General features: G+C 57.9%; 26 protein-coding genes. 17 read left to right on the top strand and 9 right to left on the bottom strand.

Features of this window, described 5'->3' with window-relative positions; all coding sequences use genetic code 11:
- Positions 1–356: 356 nt before the first annotated feature.
- From AC2FFE_RS09515 to AC2FFE_RS09470, 10 genes are all read left to right on the top strand, one after another.
- The gene (locus AC2FFE_RS09515; protein WP_496819164.1) at positions 357–572 is read left to right on the top strand and encodes a DUF1127 domain-containing protein; all 216 of its coding nucleotides are present in this window, start codon (positions 357–359) and stop codon (positions 570–572) included.
- Between the two features lie 202 nt (positions 573–774).
- Entirely contained in the window at positions 775–1248 is a 474-nt protein-coding gene (gene rplO / locus AC2FFE_RS09510) for a 50S ribosomal protein L15 (RefSeq protein WP_496819165.1), read from the top strand.
- 109 nt (positions 1249–1357) lie between these two features.
- Positions 1358–2722 carry a preprotein translocase subunit SecY gene (gene secY / locus AC2FFE_RS09505; protein WP_496819166.1) on the top strand — a complete coding sequence of 455 codons (1365 nt, stop codon included), beginning with the start codon at positions 1358–1360 and terminating at the stop codon, positions 2720–2722.
- Entirely contained in the window at positions 2719–3294 is a 576-nt protein-coding gene (locus tag AC2FFE_RS09500) for an adenylate kinase (protein WP_480545392.1), read from the top strand. The genes secY and AC2FFE_RS09500 overlap by 4 nt, the downstream gene beginning before the upstream one ends.
- Before the next feature lie 569 nt (positions 3295–3863).
- Complete coding sequence (rpsM, locus tag AC2FFE_RS09495; protein WP_170377641.1) at positions 3864–4232, top strand: 30S ribosomal protein S13; 369 nt, start codon at positions 3864–3866, stop codon at positions 4230–4232.
- Between the two features lie 15 nt (positions 4233–4247).
- Positions 4248–4637 (top strand): 30S ribosomal protein S11, encoded by a 390-nt coding sequence (gene rpsK, locus AC2FFE_RS09490; RefSeq protein WP_008757289.1) that lies wholly within the window; start codon positions 4248–4250, stop codon positions 4635–4637.
- Between the two features lie 114 nt (positions 4638–4751).
- Positions 4752–5768: a DNA-directed RNA polymerase subunit alpha gene (locus tag AC2FFE_RS09485; RefSeq protein WP_010437127.1), complete on the top strand. Its 1017-nt coding sequence runs from the start codon at positions 4752–4754 to the stop codon at positions 5766–5768.
- 130 nt (positions 5769–5898) lie between these two features.
- Positions 5899–6318, top strand: a complete 420-nt coding sequence (rplQ, locus tag AC2FFE_RS09480) for a 50S ribosomal protein L17 (RefSeq protein WP_496819167.1) — start codon at positions 5899–5901, stop codon at positions 6316–6318.
- Positions 6319–6460: 142 nt separating this feature from the next.
- Positions 6461–7846, top strand: a complete 1386-nt coding sequence (locus AC2FFE_RS09475; RefSeq protein ID WP_496846495.1) for a trypsin-like peptidase domain-containing protein — start codon at positions 6461–6463, stop codon at positions 7844–7846.
- A 4-nt stretch (positions 7847–7850) separates the two neighbouring features.
- Positions 7851–9164 (top strand): replication-associated recombination protein A, encoded by a 1314-nt coding sequence (locus AC2FFE_RS09470; protein ID WP_496846494.1) that lies wholly within the window; start codon positions 7851–7853, stop codon positions 9162–9164.
- 8 nt (positions 9165–9172) lie between these two features.
- Here AC2FFE_RS09470 and AC2FFE_RS09465 read toward each other — a convergent pair whose 3' ends face one another.
- Positions 9173–10213, bottom strand: a complete 1041-nt coding sequence (locus tag AC2FFE_RS09465; protein WP_496846493.1) for a serine hydrolase domain-containing protein — start codon at positions 10211–10213, stop codon at positions 9173–9175.
- 199 nt (positions 10214–10412) lie between these two features.
- On the opposite strand from AC2FFE_RS09465, the gene AC2FFE_RS09460 reads away from it, so the two are divergent.
- From AC2FFE_RS09460 to AC2FFE_RS09430, 7 genes are all read left to right on the top strand, one after another.
- Positions 10413–11456 (top strand): RluA family pseudouridine synthase, encoded by a 1044-nt coding sequence (locus AC2FFE_RS09460; protein WP_496846492.1) that lies wholly within the window; start codon positions 10413–10415, stop codon positions 11454–11456.
- Positions 11453–12124: an HAD-IA family hydrolase gene (locus AC2FFE_RS09455; protein ID WP_496846491.1), complete on the top strand. Its 672-nt coding sequence runs from the start codon at positions 11453–11455 to the stop codon at positions 12122–12124. Before AC2FFE_RS09460 ends, AC2FFE_RS09455 begins: the two co-directional genes overlap by 4 nt.
- Positions 12125–12127: 3 nt before the next feature.
- Positions 12128–12835 carry an ATP12 family chaperone protein gene (locus tag AC2FFE_RS09450; protein ID WP_496846490.1) on the top strand — a complete coding sequence of 236 codons (708 nt, stop codon included), beginning with the start codon at positions 12128–12130 and terminating at the stop codon, positions 12833–12835.
- A 207-nt stretch (positions 12836–13042) separates the two neighbouring features.
- On the top strand, positions 13043–14059 hold the full coding sequence (locus AC2FFE_RS09445) for an amino acid ABC transporter substrate-binding protein (RefSeq protein WP_170531599.1): 1017 nt from the start codon (positions 13043–13045) through the stop codon (positions 14057–14059).
- 122 nt (positions 14060–14181) lie between these two features.
- The gene (locus AC2FFE_RS09440) at positions 14182–15414 is read left to right on the top strand and encodes an amino acid ABC transporter permease (protein WP_496846489.1); all 1233 of its coding nucleotides are present in this window, start codon (positions 14182–14184) and stop codon (positions 15412–15414) included.
- Between the two features lie 3 nt (positions 15415–15417).
- Positions 15418–16716 (top strand): amino acid ABC transporter permease, encoded by a 1299-nt coding sequence (locus AC2FFE_RS09435; RefSeq protein ID WP_496819175.1) that lies wholly within the window; start codon positions 15418–15420, stop codon positions 16714–16716.
- 12 nt (positions 16717–16728) lie between these two features.
- Complete coding sequence (locus AC2FFE_RS09430; RefSeq protein ID WP_496819176.1) at positions 16729–17520, top strand: amino acid ABC transporter ATP-binding protein; 792 nt, start codon at positions 16729–16731, stop codon at positions 17518–17520.
- 46 nt (positions 17521–17566) lie between these two features.
- On the opposite strand, the gene AC2FFE_RS09425 is transcribed toward AC2FFE_RS09430, so the two are convergent.
- The 8 genes from AC2FFE_RS09425 to yidC all read right to left on the bottom strand — a co-directional run bounded on the left by AC2FFE_RS09425 (position 17567) and on the right by yidC (position 24784).
- On the bottom strand, positions 17567–18064 hold the full coding sequence (locus AC2FFE_RS09425; protein ID WP_496819177.1) for a SixA phosphatase family protein: 498 nt from the start codon (positions 18062–18064) through the stop codon (positions 17567–17569).
- Positions 18061–18735, bottom strand: coding sequence for a ferredoxin (locus tag AC2FFE_RS09420; protein ID WP_496819178.1), 675 nt, complete (start codon positions 18733–18735; stop codon positions 18061–18063). Before AC2FFE_RS09420 ends, AC2FFE_RS09425 begins: the two co-directional genes overlap by 4 nt.
- A gap of 18 nt (positions 18736–18753) precedes the next feature.
- A complete protein-coding gene (gene argB, locus AC2FFE_RS09415) occupies positions 18754–19617 on the bottom strand; it encodes an acetylglutamate kinase (RefSeq protein WP_496819179.1) in 864 nt (287 codons plus the stop codon).
- A 114-nt stretch (positions 19618–19731) separates the two neighbouring features.
- Entirely contained in the window at positions 19732–21138 is a 1407-nt protein-coding gene (locus AC2FFE_RS09410) for a PepSY-associated TM helix domain-containing protein (protein ID WP_496819180.1), read from the bottom strand.
- 67 nt (positions 21139–21205) lie between these two features.
- Positions 21206–21574, bottom strand: a complete 369-nt coding sequence (locus tag AC2FFE_RS09405; RefSeq protein ID WP_496819181.1) for a DUF2946 domain-containing protein — start codon at positions 21572–21574, stop codon at positions 21206–21208.
- On the bottom strand, positions 21571–22224 hold the full coding sequence (gene yihA / locus AC2FFE_RS09400) for a ribosome biogenesis GTP-binding protein YihA/YsxC (protein ID WP_496819182.1): 654 nt from the start codon (positions 22222–22224) through the stop codon (positions 21571–21573). The genes AC2FFE_RS09405 and yihA overlap by 4 nt, the downstream gene beginning before the upstream one ends.
- A complete protein-coding gene (locus AC2FFE_RS09395; RefSeq protein ID WP_496819183.1) occupies positions 22221–22958 on the bottom strand; it encodes an MOSC domain-containing protein in 738 nt (245 codons plus the stop codon). Before AC2FFE_RS09395 ends, yihA begins: the two co-directional genes overlap by 4 nt.
- The gene (gene yidC, locus AC2FFE_RS09390; protein ID WP_496819184.1) at positions 22955–24784 is read right to left on the bottom strand and encodes a membrane protein insertase YidC; all 1830 of its coding nucleotides are present in this window, start codon (positions 24782–24784) and stop codon (positions 22955–22957) included. Before yidC ends, AC2FFE_RS09395 begins: the two co-directional genes overlap by 4 nt.
- Between the last annotated feature and the right edge of the window lie 47 nt (positions 24785–24831).

Raw genomic sequence — 24831 nt, 5'->3', positions numbered from 1 at the left:
TCGCTGAGCGTCGATTTCTTTCGATGGCCCCATTCCCCGAATAGCCACCGACTGCATTCATTTGCAATGTGCGGAACATCTATCAGTTTCTGAATTGCGAACTGCTGGCTCACCCAAAATTCATAGCATTTCGCACTTGAAGCGGCGATCGCAACGGCAGTATTCGTCCGTAAAGTGGACATTCATCGCATGTAGCTTGGCGCGCAAACTCCTGTTTTGCCATTCCGCTTTTGCATACCGGCTAGACCAAAACGCACGTTGTTAGCGATATCGAACGCTCCTATCTGATCCTTATCCACAAAGGAACTCATGGAAACAACCGGGGAATACGCCTCGGCACAGAAAGGAATAGAGATATGGCACATACAGCTACACTTACACATGGCGGCTTCAACCTGAGCGCCCGTTTCGCGAACCTGGTTGAGCGCGTTCGAGCGGCCCGCGCACGCGCGGCGGAATATCAGCGCACTTACTCTGAGCTGCAGCGTCTCACCAACCGTGAGCTGGACGATATTGGCGTCCGTCGTTGCGACATCGCGGATATCGCGCGCGAGCACGCGTACTGCTCCTAACAACACCCCACCACTCACAGTGAAAGAGGCGCCATTCGGGCGCCTCTTTTGCATTGCGCCCCAACTGATAACAAACCTTGCATCAAAGGCCGCAACGCTGTAGAGCGCTCCGGTGGATTTCCATCCACGAGAATCAAAACCAAGAAATGCCGTGGTTGGCCCATCACGCTTCGGGGGTCACATCCGGCTTAGGAGAAGCGAAATGAAACTGAATGAATTGCGCGATAACCCCGGCGCAAACCCGAAACGCACTCGCGTTGGCCGTGGTCCGGGTTCCGGCAAAGGTAAAATGGGTGGCCGTGGTATCAAAGGCCAGAAATCCCGTTCGGGTGTGGCCATCAATGGCTACGAAGGCGGCCAGATGCCACTGTATCAGCGCCTGCCCAAGCGTGGCTTTAACAAGCCGAACCGCAAGGCCTTTGCTGTTATCAATCTGGGCCTGATCCAGAAATTCATCGACGCCAAGAAGCTGGACGCCAAAGCCGCGATCACCGAAGACGCGCTGGTTGCCTCCGGCTTGGTTCGCCGCAAACTGGATGGCGTGCGCGTTCTGGCCAAAGGTGAAATCACCGCCAAAGTGGACCTGGAAGTGACCGGTGCTTCGAAAACCGCCATCGAGGCGGTTGAAAAAGCGGGCGGTTCACTGAAAGTCACAAAAGCTGCTGCGGCAGAGTAAGCGCTTGTGAGCGGGCCCAGACCCGCTTACATAGACGTCAGAGTTTTCCAAGACGCCGTCCGAGCCGGAAAACGGTTCCGGGCGGCGTTTGCATAAGAGAGACCGATTTATGGTATCAGCAGCAGAACAAATGGCAGCCAACACAAGCTGGGCTGCTTTGGGTAAAGCCACCGATCTGCGCAACCGCATCCTGTTCACGCTGGGTTTGTTGATTGTCTATCGCCTGGGCACCTTCATTCCGGTGCCGGGAATCGACGGACAAGCGCTGCGCGAGTTCATGGAACAGGCGGGGCAGGGCATCGGTGGTATGGTTTCGATGTTCACCGGCGGGGCGCTGGGTCGAATGGGTATCTTTGCCCTCGGCATCATGCCTTACATCTCGGCCTCGATCATCGTGCAGCTGCTGACATCCATGGTTCCTGCGCTTGAGCAACTCAAGAAAGAGGGCGAGCAGGGCCGCAAGAAGATCAACCAATACACCCGTTTCGGCACCGTGGCGCTGGCCACCGTTCAGGCTTATGGCCTGGCCGTTTCGTTGGAATCGGGCGATCTGGCGACCGATCCGGGGCTGTTCTTCCGCATGTCGACCATGATCACTTTGGTTGGCGGCACCATGTTCCTGATGTGGCTGGGCGAACAGATCACCGCGCGGGGTATCGGCAACGGTATCTCTCTGATCATCTTCGTCGGGATCATTGCCGAAGTTCCCGCTGCCCTGGCGCAGTTCTTTGCCTCTGGCCGTTCGGGCGCAATCAGCCCTGCTGTTATCGTTGGCGTGATTGTCATGGTGATCGCCGTGATCACCTTTGTCGTGTTCATGGAACGCGCCTTGCGCAAGATCCACATTCAGTACCCGCGCCGCCAGGCCGGTATGAAAGTGTATGAGGGCGGATCCAGCCACCTTCCGGTCAAGGTCAACCCGGCGGGCGTGATCCCGGCCATCTTCGCAAGCTCACTGCTGCTGCTGCCGGTCACCATCTCGACCTTCTCGGCCGGGGCGACCAACGGGCCGATCATGTCGTGGTTGCTGGCCAATTTTGGCCCGGGTCAGCCGCTCTATCTGCTGTTCTTTGCAGCGATGATCGTGTTCTTCGCCTATTTCTACACGTTCAACGTGTCGTTCAAACCGGATGATGTGGCGGACAACCTGAAGAAGCAAAACGGATTTGTGCCGGGTATCCGCCCGGGCAAAAAGACAGCCGAATATCTGGAATACGTGGTCAACCGCGTGCTGGTTCTGGGTTCGGCCTATCTGGCAGCGGTTTGTCTGCTGCCTGAGATTCTGCGGAACCAGTTCGCCATCCCGTTCTATTTTGGCGGCACTTCGGTTCTGATTATCGTCTCTGTGACCATGGATACCATCCAACAAGTGCAGAGCCATCTTCTCGCGCACCAATACGAAGGTCTTATCGAAAAGTCCCAATTGCGCGGTAAAAACAAGAAACGCGGTAGGAAGGGACCCTCTCGTCGATGAACATTATTCTTCTTGGCCCCCCCGGGGCGGGTAAAGGGACGCAAGCCTCCCATCTGGTCAATACACGCGGCATGGTTCAGCTGAGCACCGGTGATATGCTGCGCGAAGCCAAAAGCAGCGGCACCGAAATGGGCAAACGCGTAGCCGAAGTGATGGACAAGGGCGAACTGGTCACCGATGAGATCGTGATCGGCCTGATCCGCGAAAAGCTGGAGCAGGGTGCCGAAGGTGGTTTTATCTTCGACGGCTTTCCCCGGACCCTGGCGCAAGCAGATGCATTGGGCGCCTTGCTGGCCGAGAAGGGCGAGACACTGGATTTCGTGATCGAGCTTCAAGTAGATGACGAAACACTGGTGCAGCGCATCGTCAACCGCGCCGAAGAAGCCCGCGCCGCTGGTCAGCCTGTTCGTGCAGATGACAACGAAGACAGCGTACGCATCCGCCTGATGGAATACTACAAAAAGACCGCTCCGTTGATTGGCTACTATCACGCCAAGGGTGATTTGCGCCCGGTGGATGGTCTGGCGGACATTGGTGACGTTACCGCTTCGATCGAGGCCGTTCTGGGTTGAGCCGACGCGAATCTATTGCCGTACCTGAGACGCTGACTATTTCAGTCGCAAGGTACGGCAATCTCCTCCGGCTCGAACTTCGCATTTGTGCGTTTGTACTTTTGGTCGGCTTTCTCGTGTTCTTTCCAGCGGCTATGCTATTTTTCGAGTGGTTTGCTGCACCTCATACCTTTAGTGATCTTTCGCTTGTGTCATTTGTTTTTTTGGGCGTATTTCTCGTCGTCCTCTGGTCCGTCGTTCGAACTATTTAGAGACCCTTTGAGGAAAAGAAGCTAGAAATTGAAGCCGAGTTTTCGCAGCATGGGCTGAGGATTTTTCAAGCTAAAGGCACAAAGTTTGACATTGAAGGACTTGAAGACAAGTGAAGTGATCAAATATCCTTGACGCCGGCGCCAAAAGCCCATATCGACCCCCATCCCTAAAGGGAATCAAGACCGCATGCGGGATTCGTCCCAATTGCCCCGACCACCTCGTATAAATGCTGGACCCTCTGGCCTCACTGCCACGGTCAAGTGTTGTGAAAAAAGGTTCTGGAGCTACGGAACCGCAACAAAAAAGGAAAGTGACACGTGGCACGTATTGCCGGCGTAAACATCCCGACTGCAAAGCGGGTACCTATCGCCCTCACATATATCACCGGTATCGGCAACACCTCGGCCAAAGCGATCTGCGAAGCCGTGGGCATTGAAGCAACCCGTCGCGTCAACGAACTGTCCGACGCCGAAGTTCTGAAAATCCGCGAATTCATCGACGAAAACTTCACCGTCGAAGGTGACCTGCGTCGTGAAGTTCAGATGAACGTCAAACGCCTGATGGACCTGGGCTGCTATCGCGGTCTGCGTCACCGTCGCAACCTGCCGGTTCGCGGTCAGCGTACCCACACCAATGCTCGTACCCGCAAAGGCCCCGCAAAGGCCATTGCTGGTAAGAAGAAATAAGGGAGGGTCTGACTGATGGCACGTGACAAGACTCGCGTTAAGCGCAAAGAGCGCAAGAACATCGCATCGGGCGTTGCCCATGTGAACTCGACCTTCAACAACACCAAGATCCTGATCTCGGACGTACAGGGCAACGCCATTTCATGGTCGTCTGCCGGTACCATGGGGTTCAAAGGATCGCGGAAATCGACACCCTACGCTGCTCAGATGGCTGCAGAAGATGCAGGCAAGAAGGCGCAGGAACATGGCGTCAAGACGCTGGAAGTCGAAGTTCAGGGCCCCGGTTCGGGTCGTGAATCTGCTCTGCGTGCGCTGGCTGCAGTGGGCTTCAACATCACGTCGATTCGTGACGTGACCCCGATTGCTCACAACGGCTGCCGCCCGCCGAAGCGTCGCCGCGTCTAAGCGATTTTGAATTCAGCTGGGGCTGCGTTTTTGCGCGGCCCCAGCACGTCATTTTGAACCTCGGGCGTCTGCACCTTGTTGGTCATGGGGCGCGGACAGGAATGGAGGGATTACATGATCCACAAGAATTGGGCAGAATTGATCAAGCCGACCCAGCTTGACGGCAAGCCGGGCAACGACCCTGCGCGTCAGGCAACCCTGGTTGCCGAGCCGCTGGAACGTGGCTTTGGTCTGACCCTGGGCAACGCGCTGCGCCGCGTCCTGATGAGCTCGCTGCAAGGCGCGGCCATCACCAGCGTTCAAATCGACAATGTCCTGCACGAGTTCAGCTCGGTTGCCGGTGTGCGTGAGGACGTCACCGACATCATCCTGAACCTCAAAGGCGTGTCGCTGCGCATGGAAGTCGAAGGGCCCAAGCGCCTGTCGATCAATGCCAAAGGCCCCGCAGTTGTCACCGCTGGCGACATCAGCGAAAGCGCTGGCATTGAAGTTCTGAACCGCGATCACGTCATCTGCCACCTGGACGATGGCGCCGACCTGTTCATGGAACTGACCGTCAACACCGGCAAAGGGTACGTTTCGGCTGAGAAGAACAAGCCCGAAGATGCGCCTATCGGCCTGATCCCGATCGATGCGATCTATTCACCGGTCAAAAAGGTTGCCTATGACGTTCAGCCGACCCGTGAAGGTCAGGTTCTGGACTATGACAAGCTGACGCTGAAGATTGACACTGACGGTTCGATCACGCCGGAAGACGCGCTGGCCTTTGCTGCGCGCATTCTGCAGGATCAGCTGTCGATCTTCGTCAACTTCGATGAGCCGGAATCGGCTGGCCGCCAGGACGAGGACGATGGTCTGGAGTTCAACCCGCTGCTGCTGAAGAAAGTGGACGAACTGGAACTGTCGGTCCGTTCGGCAAACTGCCTGAAGAACGACAATATCGTTTACATCGGCGACCTGATCCAGAAGACCGAAGCCGAGATGCTACGCACTCCGAACTTCGGCCGCAAGTCGCTGAATGAGATCAAGGAAGTGCTGTCCGGCATGGGTCTGCACCTCGGCATGGATGTCGAGGATTGGCCGCCCGACAACATCGAAGATCTGGCGAAGAAATTCGAAGACGCGTTCTAAGCGCGTCTTCCCAAATGCCCGGCCCGAAATTGGGACTATCCGGGGACCATATGGGCACTTCCGCCCCAAGGAGAGCCGGTGACACGCATCGCCGGCCAGACAAAGCAAAAGCTGAAGAAGGAACTAGAAAATGCGTCACGCACGTGGTTACCGCCGCCTGAACCGTACTCATGAGCACCGCAAGGCTCTGTTTGCAAACATGGCTGGCTCGCTCATCGAACATGAGCAAATCAAAACAACGCTGCCCAAGGCAAAAGAACTGCGCCCGATCATCGAAAAGCTGGTCACTCTGGGTAAGCGCGGCGACCTGCACGCCCGTCGTCAGGCCGCAGCACAGCTGAAAGAAGACAAAGACGTCGCGAAGCTGTTCGAAGTTCTGGGCCCTCGTTATGCCGAGCGTCAGGGCGGTTATGTCCGCATCCTCAAAGCGGGCTTCCGTTATGGCGACATGGCTCCGATGGCGATCATCGAATTTGTTGATCGTGACCTCGATGCCAAAGGCGCGGCTGACAAAGCCCGCGTTGCTGCCGAAGAGGCTGCAGAAGAATAAGTCGACCCGTCGGCTGATTGTGAAACCCCTGCGTCCCGGACGCGGGGGTTTTTATTTTTCTTAAGGGCCGTCGCGGGTGCTGTGCTTGCAATAGCTGCTGCTTGGCCGCATATCCTACAGGTCTCTGAAGGTTGAGGTCGGAATGCTTCGTGCGACAGTACTAGCTTTGTCCATTCTATCGGCATCCTTTGCCAGTGCCGAAACACAGGTTCCACAATCGCGGGCTGAAATCAGCCTCGGCTTTGCGCCGGTTGTGAAACAGGCGGCGCCGGCGGTGGTGAACATCTATGCCAAGATCATCCGACAGGGACGTACCAATTCCTTGTTCTCGGACCCGTTCTTTCAGGATTTCTTCGGCGGTGGCTTCGGTGAACCGCAGCCGCGCGTGCAGAACTCTCTGGGTTCCGGCGTAATCCTATCTGGCGACGGCTATGTTGTGTCGAACTTCCATGTGGTAGGCTCGGCGACAGAAATTCGTGTGGTCACAACTGACCGGCGGGAGTTTTCAGCATCTGTTGTTCTTGGGCATGAGGAAAGCGACATCGCGATCCTGCGACTTGAAGAGGCTTCCGATTTACCCCACCTGAGTTTGCGCGATTCCGATCAGGTTGAGGTGGGTGAGCTTGCGCTGGCCATTGGTAACCCGTTCGGGGTCGGACAGACTGTTTCTTCGGGCATCATCTCAGGGCTGGCACGTACGGGAACGGCCACGGGCAACGCGCGGGGTTACTTCATTCAAACCGATGCGGCGATTAATCCCGGCAATTCCGGCGGTGCGCTGATTGATGTGAATGGCGAACTGATCGGAATCAATACCTCGATTTTGACCCGGTCGGGTGGGTCTAACGGGATCGGCTTTGCCATTCCGGCGAATTTGGTGGCCGAGTTTCTTCGGCAGGCACAGGCGGGCAATGACAGTTTCATCAGCCCATGGGCGGGGATCACCGGCCAGCATATGAGCGCTGATATCGCCGAGTCGCTGGGTCTGGCCGTCCCATCGGGTGTCGTGATCTCAAACCTGCATGAGCTCAGTCCTTTGGCAGAATCTGGATTGAGGGTTGGCGATGTCGTGACCCATGTGGACGGGGACGAGGTGAACTCTCCTGCTGAAATGAAGTACCGCATGTCCGTTGCGGGCGTTGGCGGGACGTCAATCCTGACCCGGTTGCGCGGCGACGAGAGCGCCGAAGTCGAAGTTGCCCTGATCCAAGCGCCGGAAATACCGGAAGCGGAAGAGACCACTCTGAATGATGATACCGTGCTGCCCGAATTGACGATTGCACGGGTCAATCCCGCAGTGGCCTCTGATCTGGGCCTGCGCATGTCGCAAACCGGGGTCGTTGTAGTTGACCCCGGCCCATATGGTGCGCGTGCGGGTTTGCGCGCAGGGGACATCTTGGGGGAGATCAACGGTGACAGGATTGAGCGCCCGCGCGATGCGGTTCGCGCCCTGACCAATCCCGGGCGCCGGGTGCAAATGACGCTTGAGCGTGATGGGCGCTCGTTGTCTTTGCGGTTCAGGCTATGAGGTCATGAGTGATCTGTTCGATACCGGTGGCGGCCCTGACCCCGCGTCGGCCAAGCACCGTCCGCTTGCAGACAGGCTGCGGCCGCAGACACTGGCCGAGGTCATCGGTCAGGAACAGGTGCTTGGGCCGGAGGCGCCCCTTGGGGTGATGCTGGCCTCTGGCAGCCTGTCCAGTCTGATCTTCTGGGGGCCACCTGGTGTTGGCAAGACAACCATTGCCCGCTTGCTGGCGCAGGAAACCGATCTGCATTTTGTCCAGATCAGCGCGATTTTCACAGGTGTTCCGGACCTGAAAAAGGTGTTTGAGTCTGCAAAGATCCGACGCCAAAACGGACAGGGCACCCTGTTGTTCGTTGATGAGATCCATCGGTTCAACAAGGCCCAACAGGACGGGTTTCTGCCGCATATGGAAGACGGCACGATCCTGTTGGTTGGGGCAACGACCGAGAATCCCTCATTCGAACTGAATGCTGCCGTGCTCAGCCGGTCTCAGGTGCTGGTGCTTGAACGGCTGGGACTGGCTGATCTGGAACGGTTGACACAGCGCGCGGAAAAGGAACTTGGCAAAGCGCTGCCTTTGACTCCCGCCGCGCGGGATGCGTTGCAGGAGATGGCAGATGGGGACGGGCGGGCTCTGTTGAACTTGATCGAACAGGTGGGGGCCTGGACGGTGGATGCGCCGCTGGACCCGGATGCGCTGTCGACGCGCCTGATGCGCCGGGCGGCGAAATACGACAAGTCGGGCGATGAGCACTACAACCTGATTTCAGCGCTGCATAAATCCGTGCGGGGTTCGGACCCGGATGCCGCACTTTACTGGTTTGCCCGGATGTTGGCCGGGGGTGAAGACCCGCGCTTTTTGGCACGCCGTATCACCCGGATGGCGGTCGAAGATATCGGGCTGGCCGATCCGCAGGCACAGGCAGTTTGTCTGCAATCCTGGGAAACCTACGAACGGCTCGGCTCACCCGAAGGGGAACTGGCCTTGGCACAGGCGCTGGTCTATCTGGCGCTCGCACCGAAATCGAACGGGGCCTATGTGGGCTATAAGGCGGCGATGCGATTGGCCAAGAAGACGGGCAGCACACCGCCGCCCAAACACATCCTGAACGCGCCGACCTCGCTGATGAAGGATCAGGGATATGGTGCGGGCTACGCCTATGACCACGACGCCGAGGATGGGTTTTCTGGTCAGAACTACTTTCCCGACGGCGTGGAGCGAGAACCGCTCTATCAACCCGTCGAACGCGGGTTCGAGCGTGAGTTGAAGAAGCGGCTGGATTATTTCGCCAAGCTTCGGGCGCAGCGGAACAGCTGAGCGGGGCTTTATCGTTCCAAATTGGGCAGGATGTGTTGTGTTATCACGGCCACCGGCACGTTCCAGGCGTCTGGCTGATTGTAATTTCCGGCCTGAATTACGACCACAATGCCTTCGTTCGGCACGACGTTCAGCCGCTGCCCTCCGTTACCGAAACCTGCGATCCAGTTGGGCGGGTTTCCCTGAGGGGCCAGCCACCATTGATAGCCATAGCGCAGATCACCCGTATCGGCATGGGCAGCGAAGCTTTGTGTCAGCCAGTCTTCGGACACAATCTGCTTGCCATTGTACTGCCCGCCATCGATCAGCATCTCGCCGATCCGAGCCAAATCGCGCGCGCTTAGTCGCAGGCCCGAGGCCGCCGAGGGCGTGCCATCAAAGCGGCGCACCCAATCCACCTGTGTGATGCCAAGCGGCGTAAACAGGTTGGCCTCTGCGAATTGAACGAAATCCATACCGCTGCCGCGTGCGATCAATGCGCCCAAAAGGGCTGTACTGCCGCCGGAATAAGTCCATTGTGTGCCGGGGGGTGCGACCACGGGGCGTGATAGGACATAGCGTATCCGGTCGTCTGAACGTTCCATCGCGATCTCCGAGTTTCTGGGGTCGCTGTAGGGCAGGCTCTCATTCCACTCCTGTCCCATCCGCATGGTCAGCACGTCCCGGATGGTGATGGCGTCGCGTTCCGGGCTGCCCAGATCGGCATGTTCAGGGAATTGCGCCAGAAGGGGCGCATCGGGCGGTGGAACCAGGCCCTGATCCAGCGCGATGCCGTATAACAGGCTGACGATGCTTTTGCTCACGGACCGCAGATCATGCAATTCCTCCGGCCCGAAGTCACGTTTGCCCAACGGGCTGCCCCAACGTTCATCTACGCCGGAAAAGTAGATCTCTGCCAGTGTGCCCCCGCGCTGCTGAACCAGCACGCCGTGCAGGCCGGTCAGCTTTCCGGCGTCAAAGGCTGTTTGCAGAGAGTCCTCGATCTCACCGGCAGAGGCGACGGTTGCGGCCAGGGTACTGGCGAAAACCAGGTGATATAATAAAGTCAAAACAAAAACCCTTTGTGAAACATCTATGGATCATAGCTGGGTTGGTTGGTCAGCTTGGACAAGTCCCGGTGTTGCGGAAACTTGACATCCATGCCCACCCGCGCGACAGACCGCCCATGTTGATTTCGCTTTTACACAAGGCTTTGGCTGGCGCGACGGAGATGTTCCTGCAGCTGAACCCGGAAATGGGAATACGAGCATGAGCGGCGTTCAGATGATTACAATCGCAGAGGGTGACGGAGACCAACGGGTCGACCGATGGCTGCGCCGTCTGTTTCCGCATGTCAGCCAGGGGCGCATCGAAAAGATGTGCCGCAAGGGTGAACTGCGCGTGGATGGCAGCCGCGCCAAGGCCTCGACTCGGCTGGAGGCTGGGCAGGTCGTGCGCGTGCCGCCTTTGCCTGATGCGGATCACAAACCGGTAGAGGTGAAACGGCGTGTGTCCGATGCAGATGCAAAGATGATCCAATCCTGCGTGATCTACCGCGACGATCACGTGCTGGCGCTGAACAAGCCGCACGGCCTGCCGGTCCAGGGTGGCAGCGGTCAGACGCGCCATGTGGACAGCCTCTCCGAGGCTTTGCGCTTTGGCTATGACGAAAACCCACGTCTGGTACACCGGTTGGACAAGGACACTTCTGGTGTCTTGCTGATGGCCCGCACGCGCGAGGCTGCCAAGGGCCTGACTGCCGCATTCCGTCATCGTGATACGCGCAAAATTTACTGGGCTTTGGTCGCTGGCGTGCCGACGCCTTATCTGGGTGAGATCAAGACAGGTCTGGTCAAAGCTTCAGGTCATGGCAAGCAGGGCGAGGGTGAGAAGATGATCCCCGTCCATATGGGTGACATCGACAGCACGCCCGGTGCGAAACGTGCCCATACGCTTTATGCCACGCTCTACCGGGTAGCAGGTCGTGCCGCCTGGGTGGCGATGGAGCCAATTACAGGTCGGACCCATCAACTGCGCGCGCATATGGCGGCGATCGGGCATCCGATCATCGGAGATGGCAAATACGGCGGATCTGGTCAGGAAAACCTCGGCGATGGCTGGGGCGCGCAGCTGGGCGGGATTATCAGCAAGAAACTTCATCTGCACGCCCGCAGCGCGTCGTTCCAGCATCCAGTGACGCGAAAGCCGATCACAATCGAAGCGCCTCTGCCCGAGCATATGAAACACAGCTGGGACACGTTCGGCTGGACCGAGGACCTGGCCTCGGATGACCCGTTTGAGGAACTGCAATGACCTCACCCTTGCGGCTGGTTCTGTTCGATGTCGATGGTACGCTGGTCGACAGTCAGGGCAGCATTGTTCATTGCATGACCACAAGTTTTCACGCCGCTTCGGTCGCAGCCCCGTCGCGTGAGGCGATCCTGTCGATTGTGGGCTTGTCGCTGCCACAGGCGATTGCGCAGCTTGCGCCGGATCAGTCCGATGTGGTGCGGGAGCAATTGGTCGATGGCTACAAGCAGGCCTTCCACGCATATCGCTTGAACCTTGGGGCGGCAAGCTCACCGCTTTATCCCGGTGCGCGCGCGGCGATCGAGGCCCTGCATGCGGTGCCGGACATCCTGCTGGGCGTGGCCACGGGCAAGTCGCAACGGGGCCTGGACGCGTTGATTGAGGCTCATGGGCTCGAAGGGTACTTCGTCACCCGACAGGTGGCCGATCATCACCCGTCGAAACCGCACCCTTCAATGGTGCAGACCGCATTGGCTGAAACCGGGGTTGAGGCCGTGAATGCCGTGATGATCGGGGATACCAGCTATGACATGGATATGGCCGCAGCGGCGGGTGTGACCGGGATCGGTGTCGATTGGGGTTACCATGATCGATCTGCGTTGAACGCAGCTGCCTGCGTGATTGAAACCTTTGACCAGTTGCCTGACGCGCTGGCCCATATCTGGAACTGACATATGAGCGATTGGAAACCGAAACGCTTTTGGACGCGGAGCGCGGTGGTCAAAACCGAAGGTGGCCACACGGTCGAGTTGGATGGTCGCCGGGTCAAAACCCCAGCTAAACAGGCGTTGATCCTGCCCACAGAGGCGATGGCCAAGGAAGTTGCCGCCGAATGGGACGCGCAAGAGAATGAGGTGGATCCCGCCACCATGCCTTACACGCGCTCGGCCAATGCCGCCATCGACAAGGTTCGAGCCCAGCATGGCGAAGTTGCAGACATGTTGTCCGATTATGGCGATTCCGATCTGCTCTGCTATCGCGCAACGCATCCTCAGGCGCTGCAAGACCGTCAAGCGGTCGAATGGGACCCGGCCCTGGATTGGGCCGCTGAAACCCTGTCGGCCCGGTTGGTTCCTGTGTCGGGGGTTTTGCACAAACCGCAATCCGAAGACGCGCTGGCGCGGCTGCGGGAACGGGTTCATGGGATGGATGCGTTTCAATTGGCCGCGTTCCATGATCTGGTGAGTCTGTCGGGGTCGTTGATTCTGGGCTTTGCAGCAGCCTTGAATTGGCGCGAACCGGATCAGATTTGGCGCATTTCGCGCCTGGACGAAGACTGGCAGATCGAACAATGGGGCCAAGATGACGAGGCCCACGCCACAGCCGAGACCAAGAAAGCGGCCTTTCTGCATGCTAAATCCTTCTTTGATCTATCGTTTTGATCGCTCTCGGCTAAAAAACTGGCCGTGTTAACGCTGCCGTAGGGTGTGATAAATCGATTTCCATGATCGGGCACTTGACGTTTGTTTATGAATGCGACCAAACTCGTGCCCACTAAAGGGGAGACACCTTTGGGGTAACCTTACCGGCATCCACTTTGCCGGATAGAGCCGTCCCGAAAAGGGGCGGAAAATCAGGAAGAGGTAAAAATGAAAAAATCCGTAATCTTGGGCGCGGCAACAGTTGCCGGTCTGGCCGCAAGCGCTGCAGTGGCGGGTACTATCGATGACGTCAAGGCGCGCGGTACTCTGAACTGTGGTGTGACCACCGGTCTGGTTGGCTTTGCGGCACCAGATGCGAATGGCGAATGGAAAGGCTTTGACGTCTCGCTGTGCCGTGCGGTTGCAGCCGCAGTTCTGGGCGATGCCAGCGCTGTCGAGTTCGTGCCGACCACTGGCAAGACGCGCTTTACCGCGCTTGCATCGGGTGAGATCGACATGCTGGCCCGTAACACCACATGGACCTTCAGCCGCGACGTTGACCTGAAATTCGAATTCACCGGCGTGAACTACTATGATGGTCAGGGCTTCATGGTTCCAAAGGCATTGGGCGTGACCTCAGCCAAGGAACTGGACGGCGCGACCGTCTGCATCCAGACTGGCACCACAACCGAGCTGAACCTGGCCGATTTCTTCCGTGCCAACAACATCAGCTACGAGCCGGTTCCGATCGAAACCAACGCGGAAGCGCAGCAGCAGTATCTGGCTGGCGCATGTGACGTTTACACCACCGACGCTTCGGGCCTGGCCGCAACCCGCGCCACGTTTGAAAACCCTGGTGACCACGTTCTGCTGCCCGAAATCATCTCGAAAGAGCCGCTGGGCCCACTGGTCCGCCATGGCGATCACGAGTGGGGCGACGTTGTCCGCTGGACCCTGAACGCGCTGGTTTCGGCTGAAGAGCTGGGCGTGACCTCGGCGAATATCGACGAGCTGGCAGCTGGCACCGACAATCCGGAAGTGAACCGCCTGCTGGGTACCGAAGGTACGCTGGGCGAGATGCTGGGCCTGGACGCTCAGTGGGCCATGCGCGCCATCAAAGCGGATGGTAACTACGGCGAAGTGTTTGCCAAGAACATCGGTGAAGAAACCCCGATTGGTCTGGCACGCGGCCTGAACGCACAGTGGACCGAAGGCGGCCTGCTGTACTCGCCGCCGTTCCGCTAAGACATCCACGGGAAAGGGCGCGGGGCAACCTGCGCCCTTTTCTTTCATAACTGCTGCGGATGCTACAGAGCGGGGAATACCTCGCCGGGGTTAAAAGTCCGCAAGCTACGGGGATTCCATATATGTCGACTATGACTGACCCACCGAAAGCTGATTTTCGGTTGTCGATGCTCATTAACGATACCCGCTACAGATCACTGACATTCCAGGTGATTGCGGCCATCGCTATTGCGCTATCCATTTGGTATCTGGGCAACAACCTGATCCAGAACCTTCGGGCCGCAGGGCTCAACATCTCATACACATTCCTTGGCGATGCCGCCGGATATGACATCAACCAGCGACTGATCGAATATGACAGCCAGGCCTCGCATGGCCGTGCTGCTGTAGTCGGGATTCTGAACACGCTGCTGGTTGCATTTCTGGCCTGTATCACTGCCACGGTTTTCGGTGTGATCGCAGGTGTTTTGCGCCTGTCCAACAACTGGCTCGTCTCAAAGTTGATGGCGGTTTATGTCGAGATCTTCCGGAACATTCCGGTTCTGATCTGGATCATTATCATTTTCACCATCATGACAGCCGTGCTGCCGGGGCCACGTGCCTTCCGGGGTGAAGATCCAACGTCGACGATGCTGTTTGACGCGTTTGCCTTTACCAACCGGGGTGTCTATGTTCCACGGCCAGAATTCGCAAATGCGCTGTTTGGCTCGACATTGCTAAGCTGGGTTCTGGTGATCGCGGGCCTTGTCGGTTCGTGGTTTGCATCACGTGAGATCGAAAAACGCGCGGCTTTGAAGCAGGAACAAACAGGTGAACGCCCTCAGACGTTACTTGTGAAGCTGGCTGTGTGGTTCGGACCACTTGTGGTTTTGATGGTTCTGATGGGCCTGACCTGGAACATTCCCGAGCTAAAGGGCTTTAACTTTAGCGGCGGCATCAAAGTTGGCGGCCCCTTGATCGCCCTATGGTTTGCCTTGTCGATCTACACCGGTGCCTTCATCGCGGAAAACGTGCGGGCAGGTATTCAGGCGATCAACAAAGGTCAGACCGAGGCCGCAGCGGCGCTGGGTCTGCGTCCGGGTCGGATCATGAACCTTGTGGTTCTGCCTCAGGCCTTGCGGGTGATTATCCCGCCGCTGATCTCGCAGTACCTCAACATCACCAAGAACTCGTCGCTGGCGATTGCCGTAGGTTACGCTGATATCACCGCAACATTGGGTGGTATCACGCTGAACCAGACAGGTCGCGCGATCGAGTGTGTTCTGCTGCTGATGCTGTTCTACCTGACAGCCTCGCTGCTGATCTCAATGGTGATGAACATCTACAACGCATCCGTCAAGTTGAAGGAGCGCTGAGCCATGGCCGATCAATCAACAAATCCGATCGCATTCGTGGCTGATGGGACCATTCCGCCCTCGCCACCGCCTGCAAACCAGACCGGTGTGGTGAAATGGCTGCGGGATAACTTGTTCTCGGGTGTTGCAAACACTGTCCTGACAGTTCTGTCGCTGATCCTGATCTATATCCTGCTGAAAAACACCCTGCCGTGGATCCTGAATGGGGTCTGGAATGCCAATTCTTTGGCCGAGTGTCGGGAGATTTTGGCGGGCAAGACAGGGGCGTGTTTCGCGGTTCTGACGGAACGCTGGCCGCAGCTGATCTATGGGTTCAAATACCCTGCGGAAGCCTATTGGCGCCCAAATCTGGCCTTTGTGCTGATGCTGGTTGCCTTCGCACCGGTGCTGTTCTTCGATCTGCCCCGCAAGATGCTGATCTTTACCGGCCTCTATCCCTTCATTGCCTTCTGGCTGATCTGGGGTGGCACAATCCTGGCGCCGTTGGTGGCTCTGGTGGGCTGTGTAGCTGCTGGTGCCGTGTTTCAGAAGTTCGGCAAGAACAGCTTTGCCGCCGGCTTCTTTGGCGCCATCGTTGTCGCGTTGGTCGTCTGGAACGTGGGCGCGGCTCTGATCCCCGAAGGGGCGTCAGAGGATGCCTGGCTGCCCTATGTGCCCAGTCGTGATCTGGGCGGCTTCATGCTGAACATGATGCTGGGCGTGACCTGTGTGTCCCTGTCGGTGCCTCTGGGTATTGCCTTGGCATTGGGCCGTCAGTCCGACATGCCGCTGATCAAGTGGGTCTGTGTCATCTTCATCGAATTCATCCGTGGCGTGCCTCTGATCACGCTACTGTTTGTGGCTTCGGTGATGCTGGCCTATTTCTTCCCGCCTGACAGCACGGTCGACCTGTTCCTGCGCGTTGTGATCATGATCACCATGTTCTCAGCCGCCTATATCGCCGAGGTGATCCGCGGCGGTCTGGCAGCGCTTCCACGTGGACAGTACGAGGCAGCGGACAGTTTGGGCTTGGATTACCCTCAGGCGATGCGTCTGATCATCCTGCCTCAGGCTCTGAAGATCTCGATCCCTGGTATCGTGAACGTGGCCGTTGGCCTGTTCAAGGATACTACGCTGGTTTCGGTCATCTCGATGTTCGATCTGGTGGGCATGATCCGGGGTCCTATCCTGGCGTCGACCGAATGGAACGGCGTCTATTGGGAGCTTCTGGGCTTTGCCGCGCTTCTGTTCTTCGTCGTCTGTTACGGCATTTCTCAATATTCTCAGTGGCTCGAGCGTCGCCTTGCCACAGATCATCGTTAAGGAGTTCAACACATGTCTGAACTTGCAATAGAACGCGAAATCGACCGCTCCAAAATGCAGGTGAGCGACGAGGTCGCCATCGAAATCAACCAGATGAACAAGTGGTACGGGTCCTTTCACGTGCTGCGCGACATCAATCTGACCGTCAATCAAGGCGAGCGGATTGTTATCGCGGGCCCATCAGGCTCGGGCAAATCCACCCTGATCCGCTGCCTGAACGCGCTGGAGGAACACCAGCAGGGCACAATTGTTGTAGATGGGATCGAGTTGTCGAATGACCTCAAGAACATCGACAAGATCCGGTCCGAAGTTGGCATGGTATTCCAGCACTTCAACCTGTTCCCGCATCTGACCATTTTGGAAAACTGCACGCTGGCCCCGATCTGGGTGCGCAAGACGCCCAAGAAAGAGGCGGAAGAGCGCGCGATGCACTTCCTGGAAAAGGTGAAAATCCCTGAACAGGCGGATAAGTATCCCGGTCAGCTGTCCGGGGGTCAGCAGCAGCGTGTGGCGATTGCACGAAGCCTGTGCATGATGCCCCGGATCATGTTGTTCGACGAACCGACATCGGCGCTGGACCCTGAAATGATCAAAGAGGTGCTCGACACCATGATCGAGCTGGCCGAGGAAGGAATGACCATGCTCTGTGTGACCCACGAGATGGGTTTTGCCCGTCAGGTTGCCAACCGCGTGATCTTTATGGATGCGGGGCAGATCGTGGAACAGAACGAACCGGAAGAGTTCTTCAACAATCCACAAAGCGAACGGACCAAGCTGTTCCTGAGCCAGATTCTGGGGCACTGATCCCGGAGAAACGAACAGAAAAGGCGGGGTTTAGCCCCGCCTTTTTTCATGCCAGAAGCTCGCGCGGGATCGTAAAGCCCAGAACCAACCCGCTGTTCCAATTCACTTGCGCCCAGTCATCGCTTTCAAAGCGGATCACAGTCGTCGCACAGGTTGGGTAGTCGTAGAATCGCGGGTGATCCGGTGGCTGGCGAACAATACGGTTGGCGAAGTCTGCAATGCCGGGATTGTGCCCCAGCATCAGAACGGTGGGCTCGGTGGCCCCGGATAGCACGTCTAGCATATCCTCCGGGCTCGCGTGATAGAGCGTGCGCAGGAAACGCACCTTCTCGGCTTGCAGCCCCATCCGATCCCAGGTTTCACGCGTACGGGCTGCGGTGGAACAGAGCACCTCATCCGGCAGCCAGCCATTGCTGCGCAGCCATTCGGCGACCGCCGGTGCGGATTTGCACCCGCGCTTGTTCAAGGGCCGGTCGTGATCTGGCAGCATGGGGCTATCCCAGCTGGATTTTGCATGGCGGGTCAGGATCAAGGTGCAGGTCATGACGGGTGAAATGCCCTCATATGATGGGCGGATTGTTCCGGGTCGCGCCCAGAGCATGCGCTGACCGGGCAGGCCAACCGCGCAAGACATCCACCTGTCATACAGGTCTGGCCTTCGGGCGTGGAAAGGTGCCGGTGGCAGGCATCCACATTATAAAAACTTTGATCGTTCAAGGCCCCCACCGGGCAAGTTCGTGTGCAAGGCGCGGGGCAGGTGGTGCAAGGAGATGCCCCTTCGGCTTTGGGGATTTCAAACTCCTGCACAAAATGCAGCGCGCCCCGAAATGAGATCATCATGCCCATAGTGTCATGAACCAAGGCGCCAACAGGGCTACCGAAGGTTCGCCCGGATTTAAGCGCCCAATCGATGAAAGGAGCATAGGGTGGGCCACCGAATGGAAAATGTGCCTGTGCCTGCATCTGTTGCGCCAACTGTCCGACAACGCGCAAAGACCAATTGTCTACCGGATCGAGACCTTGCCACTCAGGCGCCGCTTTGAGCGTGAGCCAAAATTGCGGCCCTGCACCCAGCAAGATCAACGTTCCGCCTTCAAGCTGCTTAGCGTCGGTCAGGTGCGGATGCAGCGCGCCCATGACAATCAGGCCGACCTGCTGCGCCGCCTGTTCAACGCGTTCATATGTGATCTCTGCGGAGTCTGCCTGGTCTGTCATATCGCCTCCGCGCTCAGATCAATCAGGCCGGATCAAAGACCCGGCGCCGTGTTCGGTGAACAGCTCGAGCAGCACCGCATTGGGCGCGCGCCCGTCCAGAATGACCACCGCACGAACGCCGCTGTGCAAAGCGTCTAGCGCCGTTTCGGTTTTGGGGATCATACCACCTGCGATCGTGCCTTCGCGGGTCATTTCGCGGATTTGCCCTGCCTTCAGCTCGGTCACCACGTCTCCGGCCGCGTTTTTAACGCCAGACACGTCTGTCAGCAGCAACAGGCGATCCGCTTTCAGGGCCGAGGCGATGGCCCCGGCAGCTGTGTCGCCATTGACGTTGAATGTCTCTCCGTCCGTACCAGCGCCCAGCGGCGCGATGACTGGGATCACATCGTGCGAGAATAGGTCATGCAGGACCTTCGGGTTCATCTCGGACGGCGTACCGACATATCCCAGAGAAGCATCTGTCTGCTCGCAGGTCATCAGATTGGCGTCCTTGCCAGACAGGCCCACTGCGGTGCCGCCCTGACGGTTGATCGCCTGCACGATGCGTTTGTTGACCAGGCCGGACAGGACCATCTCAACCACCTCAACGGTGGCTTTGTCCGTAACGCGTTTGCCGTTCACGAAGTCCGATTGGATATCCAACTGTTCCAGCATCGCGTTGATCATTGGCCCGCCGCCATGCACGACGACCGGGTTCACACCGACCTGACGCATCAGAACCACGTCTCGGGCAAAGCTGTCCATCGCCTCGTCACTGCCCATAGCGTGCCCGCCCAACTTGATGACGACGATGGCGCCGTCATAGCGCTGCAGATACGGCAAGGCGCTGTTCAGGGTTGCAGCAGTGGCGATCCAGTCCCGGTTCATGTCTCGTGTCTTCATGGCTGTCAGTCCTCTGATCCACCCTGTTAGGGCGTTTGGACCGGACTGCCAAGACCATACCGGGCAATTGCTGAAATCTGAGGCCGCGCCGGATTGGCGCGGCCTCTGTTCAGGTCAGCTCATCGCGCGTTTCATCGCGGGAATGTTGCTGAGGATGAGCAGGTCAAAGGCGAGAACAACCAGCAAGGTCAAACCCACCAGTGGGAAAGCCATGGCCGTGAACAACCCGATCAGAACCGCACCTTTCCAAAGGGGCAGTTCTGCTGGCATCGGAGGTGCCGCCAGACGCCCGGCCTTTTGCGGTCGCCGTTTGACCCACATCACTACGCCCGAGACGCAGACAAAGATCACCGACAGACAGAACATCAGGTTCAGGACAAAGTTCCACATGCCCATCAGCCCCATATGCAGTGGGATTCCAACAGCCATGGCCTTGCCCATCAGCGAATAATCCGCATATCGCACATCGGCCAGGATTTTGCCTGTGTACTGATCCACATGCACGGTTCGATCGTGCACCGGATCGGTCGAGTCGCTGCTCATGCTGTCGCGGTTCAAGGTCCAAACCCCCGCTTCCCCGCTGGGATAGGCCACACGGAACCGTCCGGCCATGCCCAGAGCAGTGCCGAGTTCGACCAATGCGTCGATATCGACGCTTGCACCCTCGGGCACGCCAGTGATCCCCACATCCGAACCCGAGGCAGGCATTGGTGTCTGTTCTAACACCCAAGGGACATCGTTCTGGTGCCCATGGTTCATGCTGGCGTGGGTTTCGTCTGACAGCGGAACGTTGTCCCATTTCTCGGCGGGGAAACTGCTCCAGGGTTGGACAATCATGCCGCCCCAGACCCCGGCCCAGGACAGGCCAGAGATCAGGAAAACGATCAGCAGCAGCGACATCCAGAAGCCGACAACGGCATGTAGCGATTTCCACAGCGCACGGCCGCGCGCCTTCAGGTTTGGGATGAACGCGGCTAGCGCATTACCACGGGGCCACCACAAATAGAGGCCGGTAAAGACCAGAACCAAACTCAGACCCGCAGCAATTTCCAGGATACGGTCACCCGTGGTGCCGATCAAAAGGGTCGAGTGGATGTTGTCCGCCAGATCGTACCAACCCGCACGCCGATCCCAGATCTCGATCACCTGACCAGCGTAGGGGTCGACGGCGACCATACGATTCCCGGCCTCGGTTTTAACGCGGAACACAGTGGCCAGATCTTCGGCCTTGGGACCGATCCATTCCACGACCTGACCGGGTACTTGGTGCAGAGCGATCTGAGCCTGTTGCGAAACGGACAAGGCGTCACCGTCAACCGTAACGCCGATTTTTTCGCCATCACGCCCATCGAACTGGGTGATGAACATCATCATCAAGCCGGTCACGGCCAATATGATGAGGAACGGGATCACGAAAATCCCTGCGTAGAAGTGCCACCGCCAGGCGGCAAAGTAGAATTTTTGCGCAGCACTATTCTGCGCCGGGGGGGGTGTACCCGGATTTTGGCTATCCATCGCCATTAGAGAATCTCCATATGCAGACATACCCTGCATGGGCAACATGCAGGTTTAGTAGGTGTTTGCTGTTTTAGGAGATTTGGGGCGGTCCGCGGGCGTCATAGCGCGTGTAGAAACCCGCGCTGCGATGGCTAAAGTCGGACTGATCCCAACGGGATTGGATATGGAAATCCGCGGGAAGTATGACCGAGAACCCAGAGAAATCAGCATCGGCTGTCAGTCCCGCGAAGGGGCACATGATCCGGGTGTCTTCATCGTCATGGAGTGGCTCATCCGCGTCCAGATCGACCCATTGCGCGACCGTGCCTTCGCCGGTGCAGAGCACCAGCAGGATTTTGCCGTCATTGCCCTGCGTAGGCATCCAACCCTGCGGGATGGCACCGGTGGTCAGCAGTGCAAGCAGGGTCAGAACGCTTATGGAACGCAGGATCAGGGTCATTCGAGATGCGCAATGATGGATCGGAGTATCGGGATACCGTCACCCTTTTCGGACGAGGTCAGCACGATCTCCGGGTAGGCTGCAGGATGTTTCGACAGGGCCGCGCGGACTTGGTCCAGCACTTTTGCCCGGTCATTTGCTTTGACCTTATCGGCCTTGGTCATTACGCATTGAAAGGTCACTGCGCTGGTGTCCAGCAGTTTCATGATCTCATCATCTACAGGTTTTACGCCGTGGCGTGAATCGATCAGAACAAAGGCCCGACGCAGGGTTTGCCGCCCGCTCAGGTACTGCTTGAGCAGCCGCTGCCATTTCTCAACCACTTTGACCGGCGCGTTTGCGTAGCCGTAACCGGGAAGGTCGACCAGATACCGTTCGGGGCCTTGGGTGAAAAAGTTGATCTCTTGCGTGCGGCCGGGGGTGTTTGAGGCACGCGCCAGACCTTTGGTTCCGGTCAGCGCATTGATCAGGCTGGATTTACCGACATTGGATCGCCCGGCAAAGCAAACCTCCAGCCTGTCCGGGGCAGGCAGGCCGTTCATGGCCACGACCCCTTTGATGAATTCCGACGGGCCTGCAAACAGCTTGCGCCCACGTTCCAGCGAAATCTCATCTGGGTCATCAGCCAGTGGGAAGGGCAGGGTGGTCATAGCACCTGCACCTTGTCGTCCAGGCTGATCTTGCCGCCTTTGACCACCTCGGCATAAACACCGAAATCTTGATGATCCCAGCTGTTCAATGCGCCCAGCGTGTCTGCATCCCGTACACCGGTTTCAGGGTTGGCTGTGGTTGCCATACAACGCACAATCCGTTCGCGCACATGCAAGACAGCCTCGCCGATCTGAACGTCCTTGCCCAGCCAGTCGAATTCTTCCCACAGGGGCAGACCATCGAACCAGATATTGCCGCGCCAGCGCGCGATAGACAAATCCTGACCCAGCTTCTGCGCAACCGCACGGTGCGAGGCCATGTTGCACAGGCTGATCGACGGGAAGTCACTGTCTGTCATGCCGCGACCGGGCACACGAATGATCCGTGCCGAAGCGGCTCGGTCGGCAGGCATCAAAGGCTTCACCCAGTCCAGAAACACGTCCTGTTCATTCTCCGGATCAAAGCGCAGATCGGGCCTGTCGGGATGGCTGAGGGTGAGGGTATCCCCCTCAAGACGTGCCGATATCGCCATCAAGTTGGGCGCTTTGGATCCGCGGCTGAAATTGGCGCAGGGTACCCATTTTGATCCATCAGCTTTCGAAGCCTCATGCGCGACCGCCCAAACGCGATCCCCGGGCATGGTCTGCCCGGGGATCAATGTCACGTCACTCAGGCTCTCCCGCCCATGGCTTTTGATGGGGTGTCGCCATATGCAGGTTACGGTGCCGTTCATTTGTCATCCGTCTTTGGTGTGCGCTTGAAGCCCGATTTGATATTGCCGAACACATCCGGTGAATATCCCTGGCTGCGCATGATCAGATATTGCTGCGTGAAGGTGATGGTGTTGTTCGCAATCCAGTAGACGACCAGACCGCTGGCAAACCCGCCCAGCATGAACATGAAGACCCAGGGCATCCAGGCAAAGATCATCGCCTGCGTCGGGTCGGTTGGTGCCGGGTTCAGCTTCTGCTGCATCCACATCGAGATACCCAACAGCAAGGGCAGGATGCCGATGAAGATCAGTGCCAGGAAGGTCTCGGGCGCAGGTGCGGCCCAAGGCAGCAAGCCGAAGAAATTGTAGATCGAGGTCGGGTCCGGCGCGCTGAGGTCTTGGAACGGGCCAAACCATGGGGCTTGGCGCAGTTCGATGGTGACAAAGATCACCTTGTACAGCGAGAAGAAGATCGGGATCTGCATCAGGATCGGCAGACAGCCCGCAGCCGGGTTCACCTTTTCCTTCTTGTACAGTTCCATCATGCCCTGCTGCATCTTCTGGCGGTCATCGCCAGCGGCCTCTTTCAGGGCCTCCATCTGCGGCTGCAATTCCTTCATCTTGGCCATCGAGACATAGGATTTGAACGCCAGTGGGAACAGGATGGCCTTGATGATCAGCGTCAGGCCGATAATCGACCAGCCCATGTTGCCGATCTGCGCGTTGATGTTGTGCAGCAACCAGAAGATTGGTTTGGTCAGGAAAGCAAACCAACCCCAATCGATGCTTTCGATGAATTTCTGCACGCCTTCGGCTTGGTATTCGCGAATGGTTTCCCACTCTTTCGCGCCAGCAAACAGCCGCGTCGTGGTCTGTTCGGTCGCGCCTGAGGCGACTGTGATGGTCGGCAGCACTGTCTCGGTTTGGTAGATTTTGCGCCGAGCGTCGTATTTTGCGGCGGCCTTGAACGTCGCGCCTTCGGCAGGGATCAGGGTTGTCATCCAATAGTGATCTGTGAAACCAACCCAGCCACCCTCTTTCACCTGAAAGACTTCGGCCTGCGCGCGCTCGTTCGGGTCGATGTCGAAATCACGCACATCGCCGTAGTCGATCTCATCCAGCACGCCATCGGCCATGACCATGGCCCCTTCATGCAGGATAAAGAAGTTTTTCAAGCCAGGCAGATCGCCATCCTCGCCAATGCCGTGACGCGCCAGAATGCCATAAGGGGCCATGCTGACCTCGGATGCGGTGGCGTTTTCAACGGATTGGGTCACCGAGAACATGTAGTTGTCATCGACCGAGATGGTGCGGCGGAAGGTCAACCCATTGCCGTTCTCCCACGCGAGCGTCACGGGGCTGTCCGGGCTCAGGGTTTCACCCTGTTCCAGAGCCCACAGCGTGTTGGGGCCGGGGACGTCTTCGCCCGAAACGCCCGTACCGGGTGCCCAGCCGTAAAGGGCGTAATAGGCAGAGTTTGATCCAACCGGTGATAGCAGTTCAACAATCGGTGCGTCTTCTTCGATCGAGACCTTGTAATCTTTCAGGAACAGCTCATCGATACGTCCGCCCGACAGTGACAGGCTGCCTTTCAGGCGGGGCGTGTCGATTTCCACGCGCGGGGCCTGTTCTTCGGGTAGCGTTTCTTCGGCGGCGGCGGTAGCTTCGCCCACGGTTCCACTTGCGGTTGCGCTGGGCGTTTGAATCTCGGCCTCACCTATTGCCGCGATTTCGGCATCCTCGGTCACTGTGCTGGGCTCCGGCGGGGGGAACAGGACGAACCAGACCAGGATCACCAGAAAGCTGAGCGCGGTTGCGAGGATGAGGTTCTTATTCTGATCGTCCATCTGGGACAGCCACCTTGAGCAGTGAAAGACACCCGCAGGGTTCAACA

The organism is Ruegeria sp. YTSA168 (genome assembly GCF_059610045.1).
Note: the sequence above shows the minus strand (reverse complement) of the source record. Positions and strands in the feature narration are given on the sequence as shown.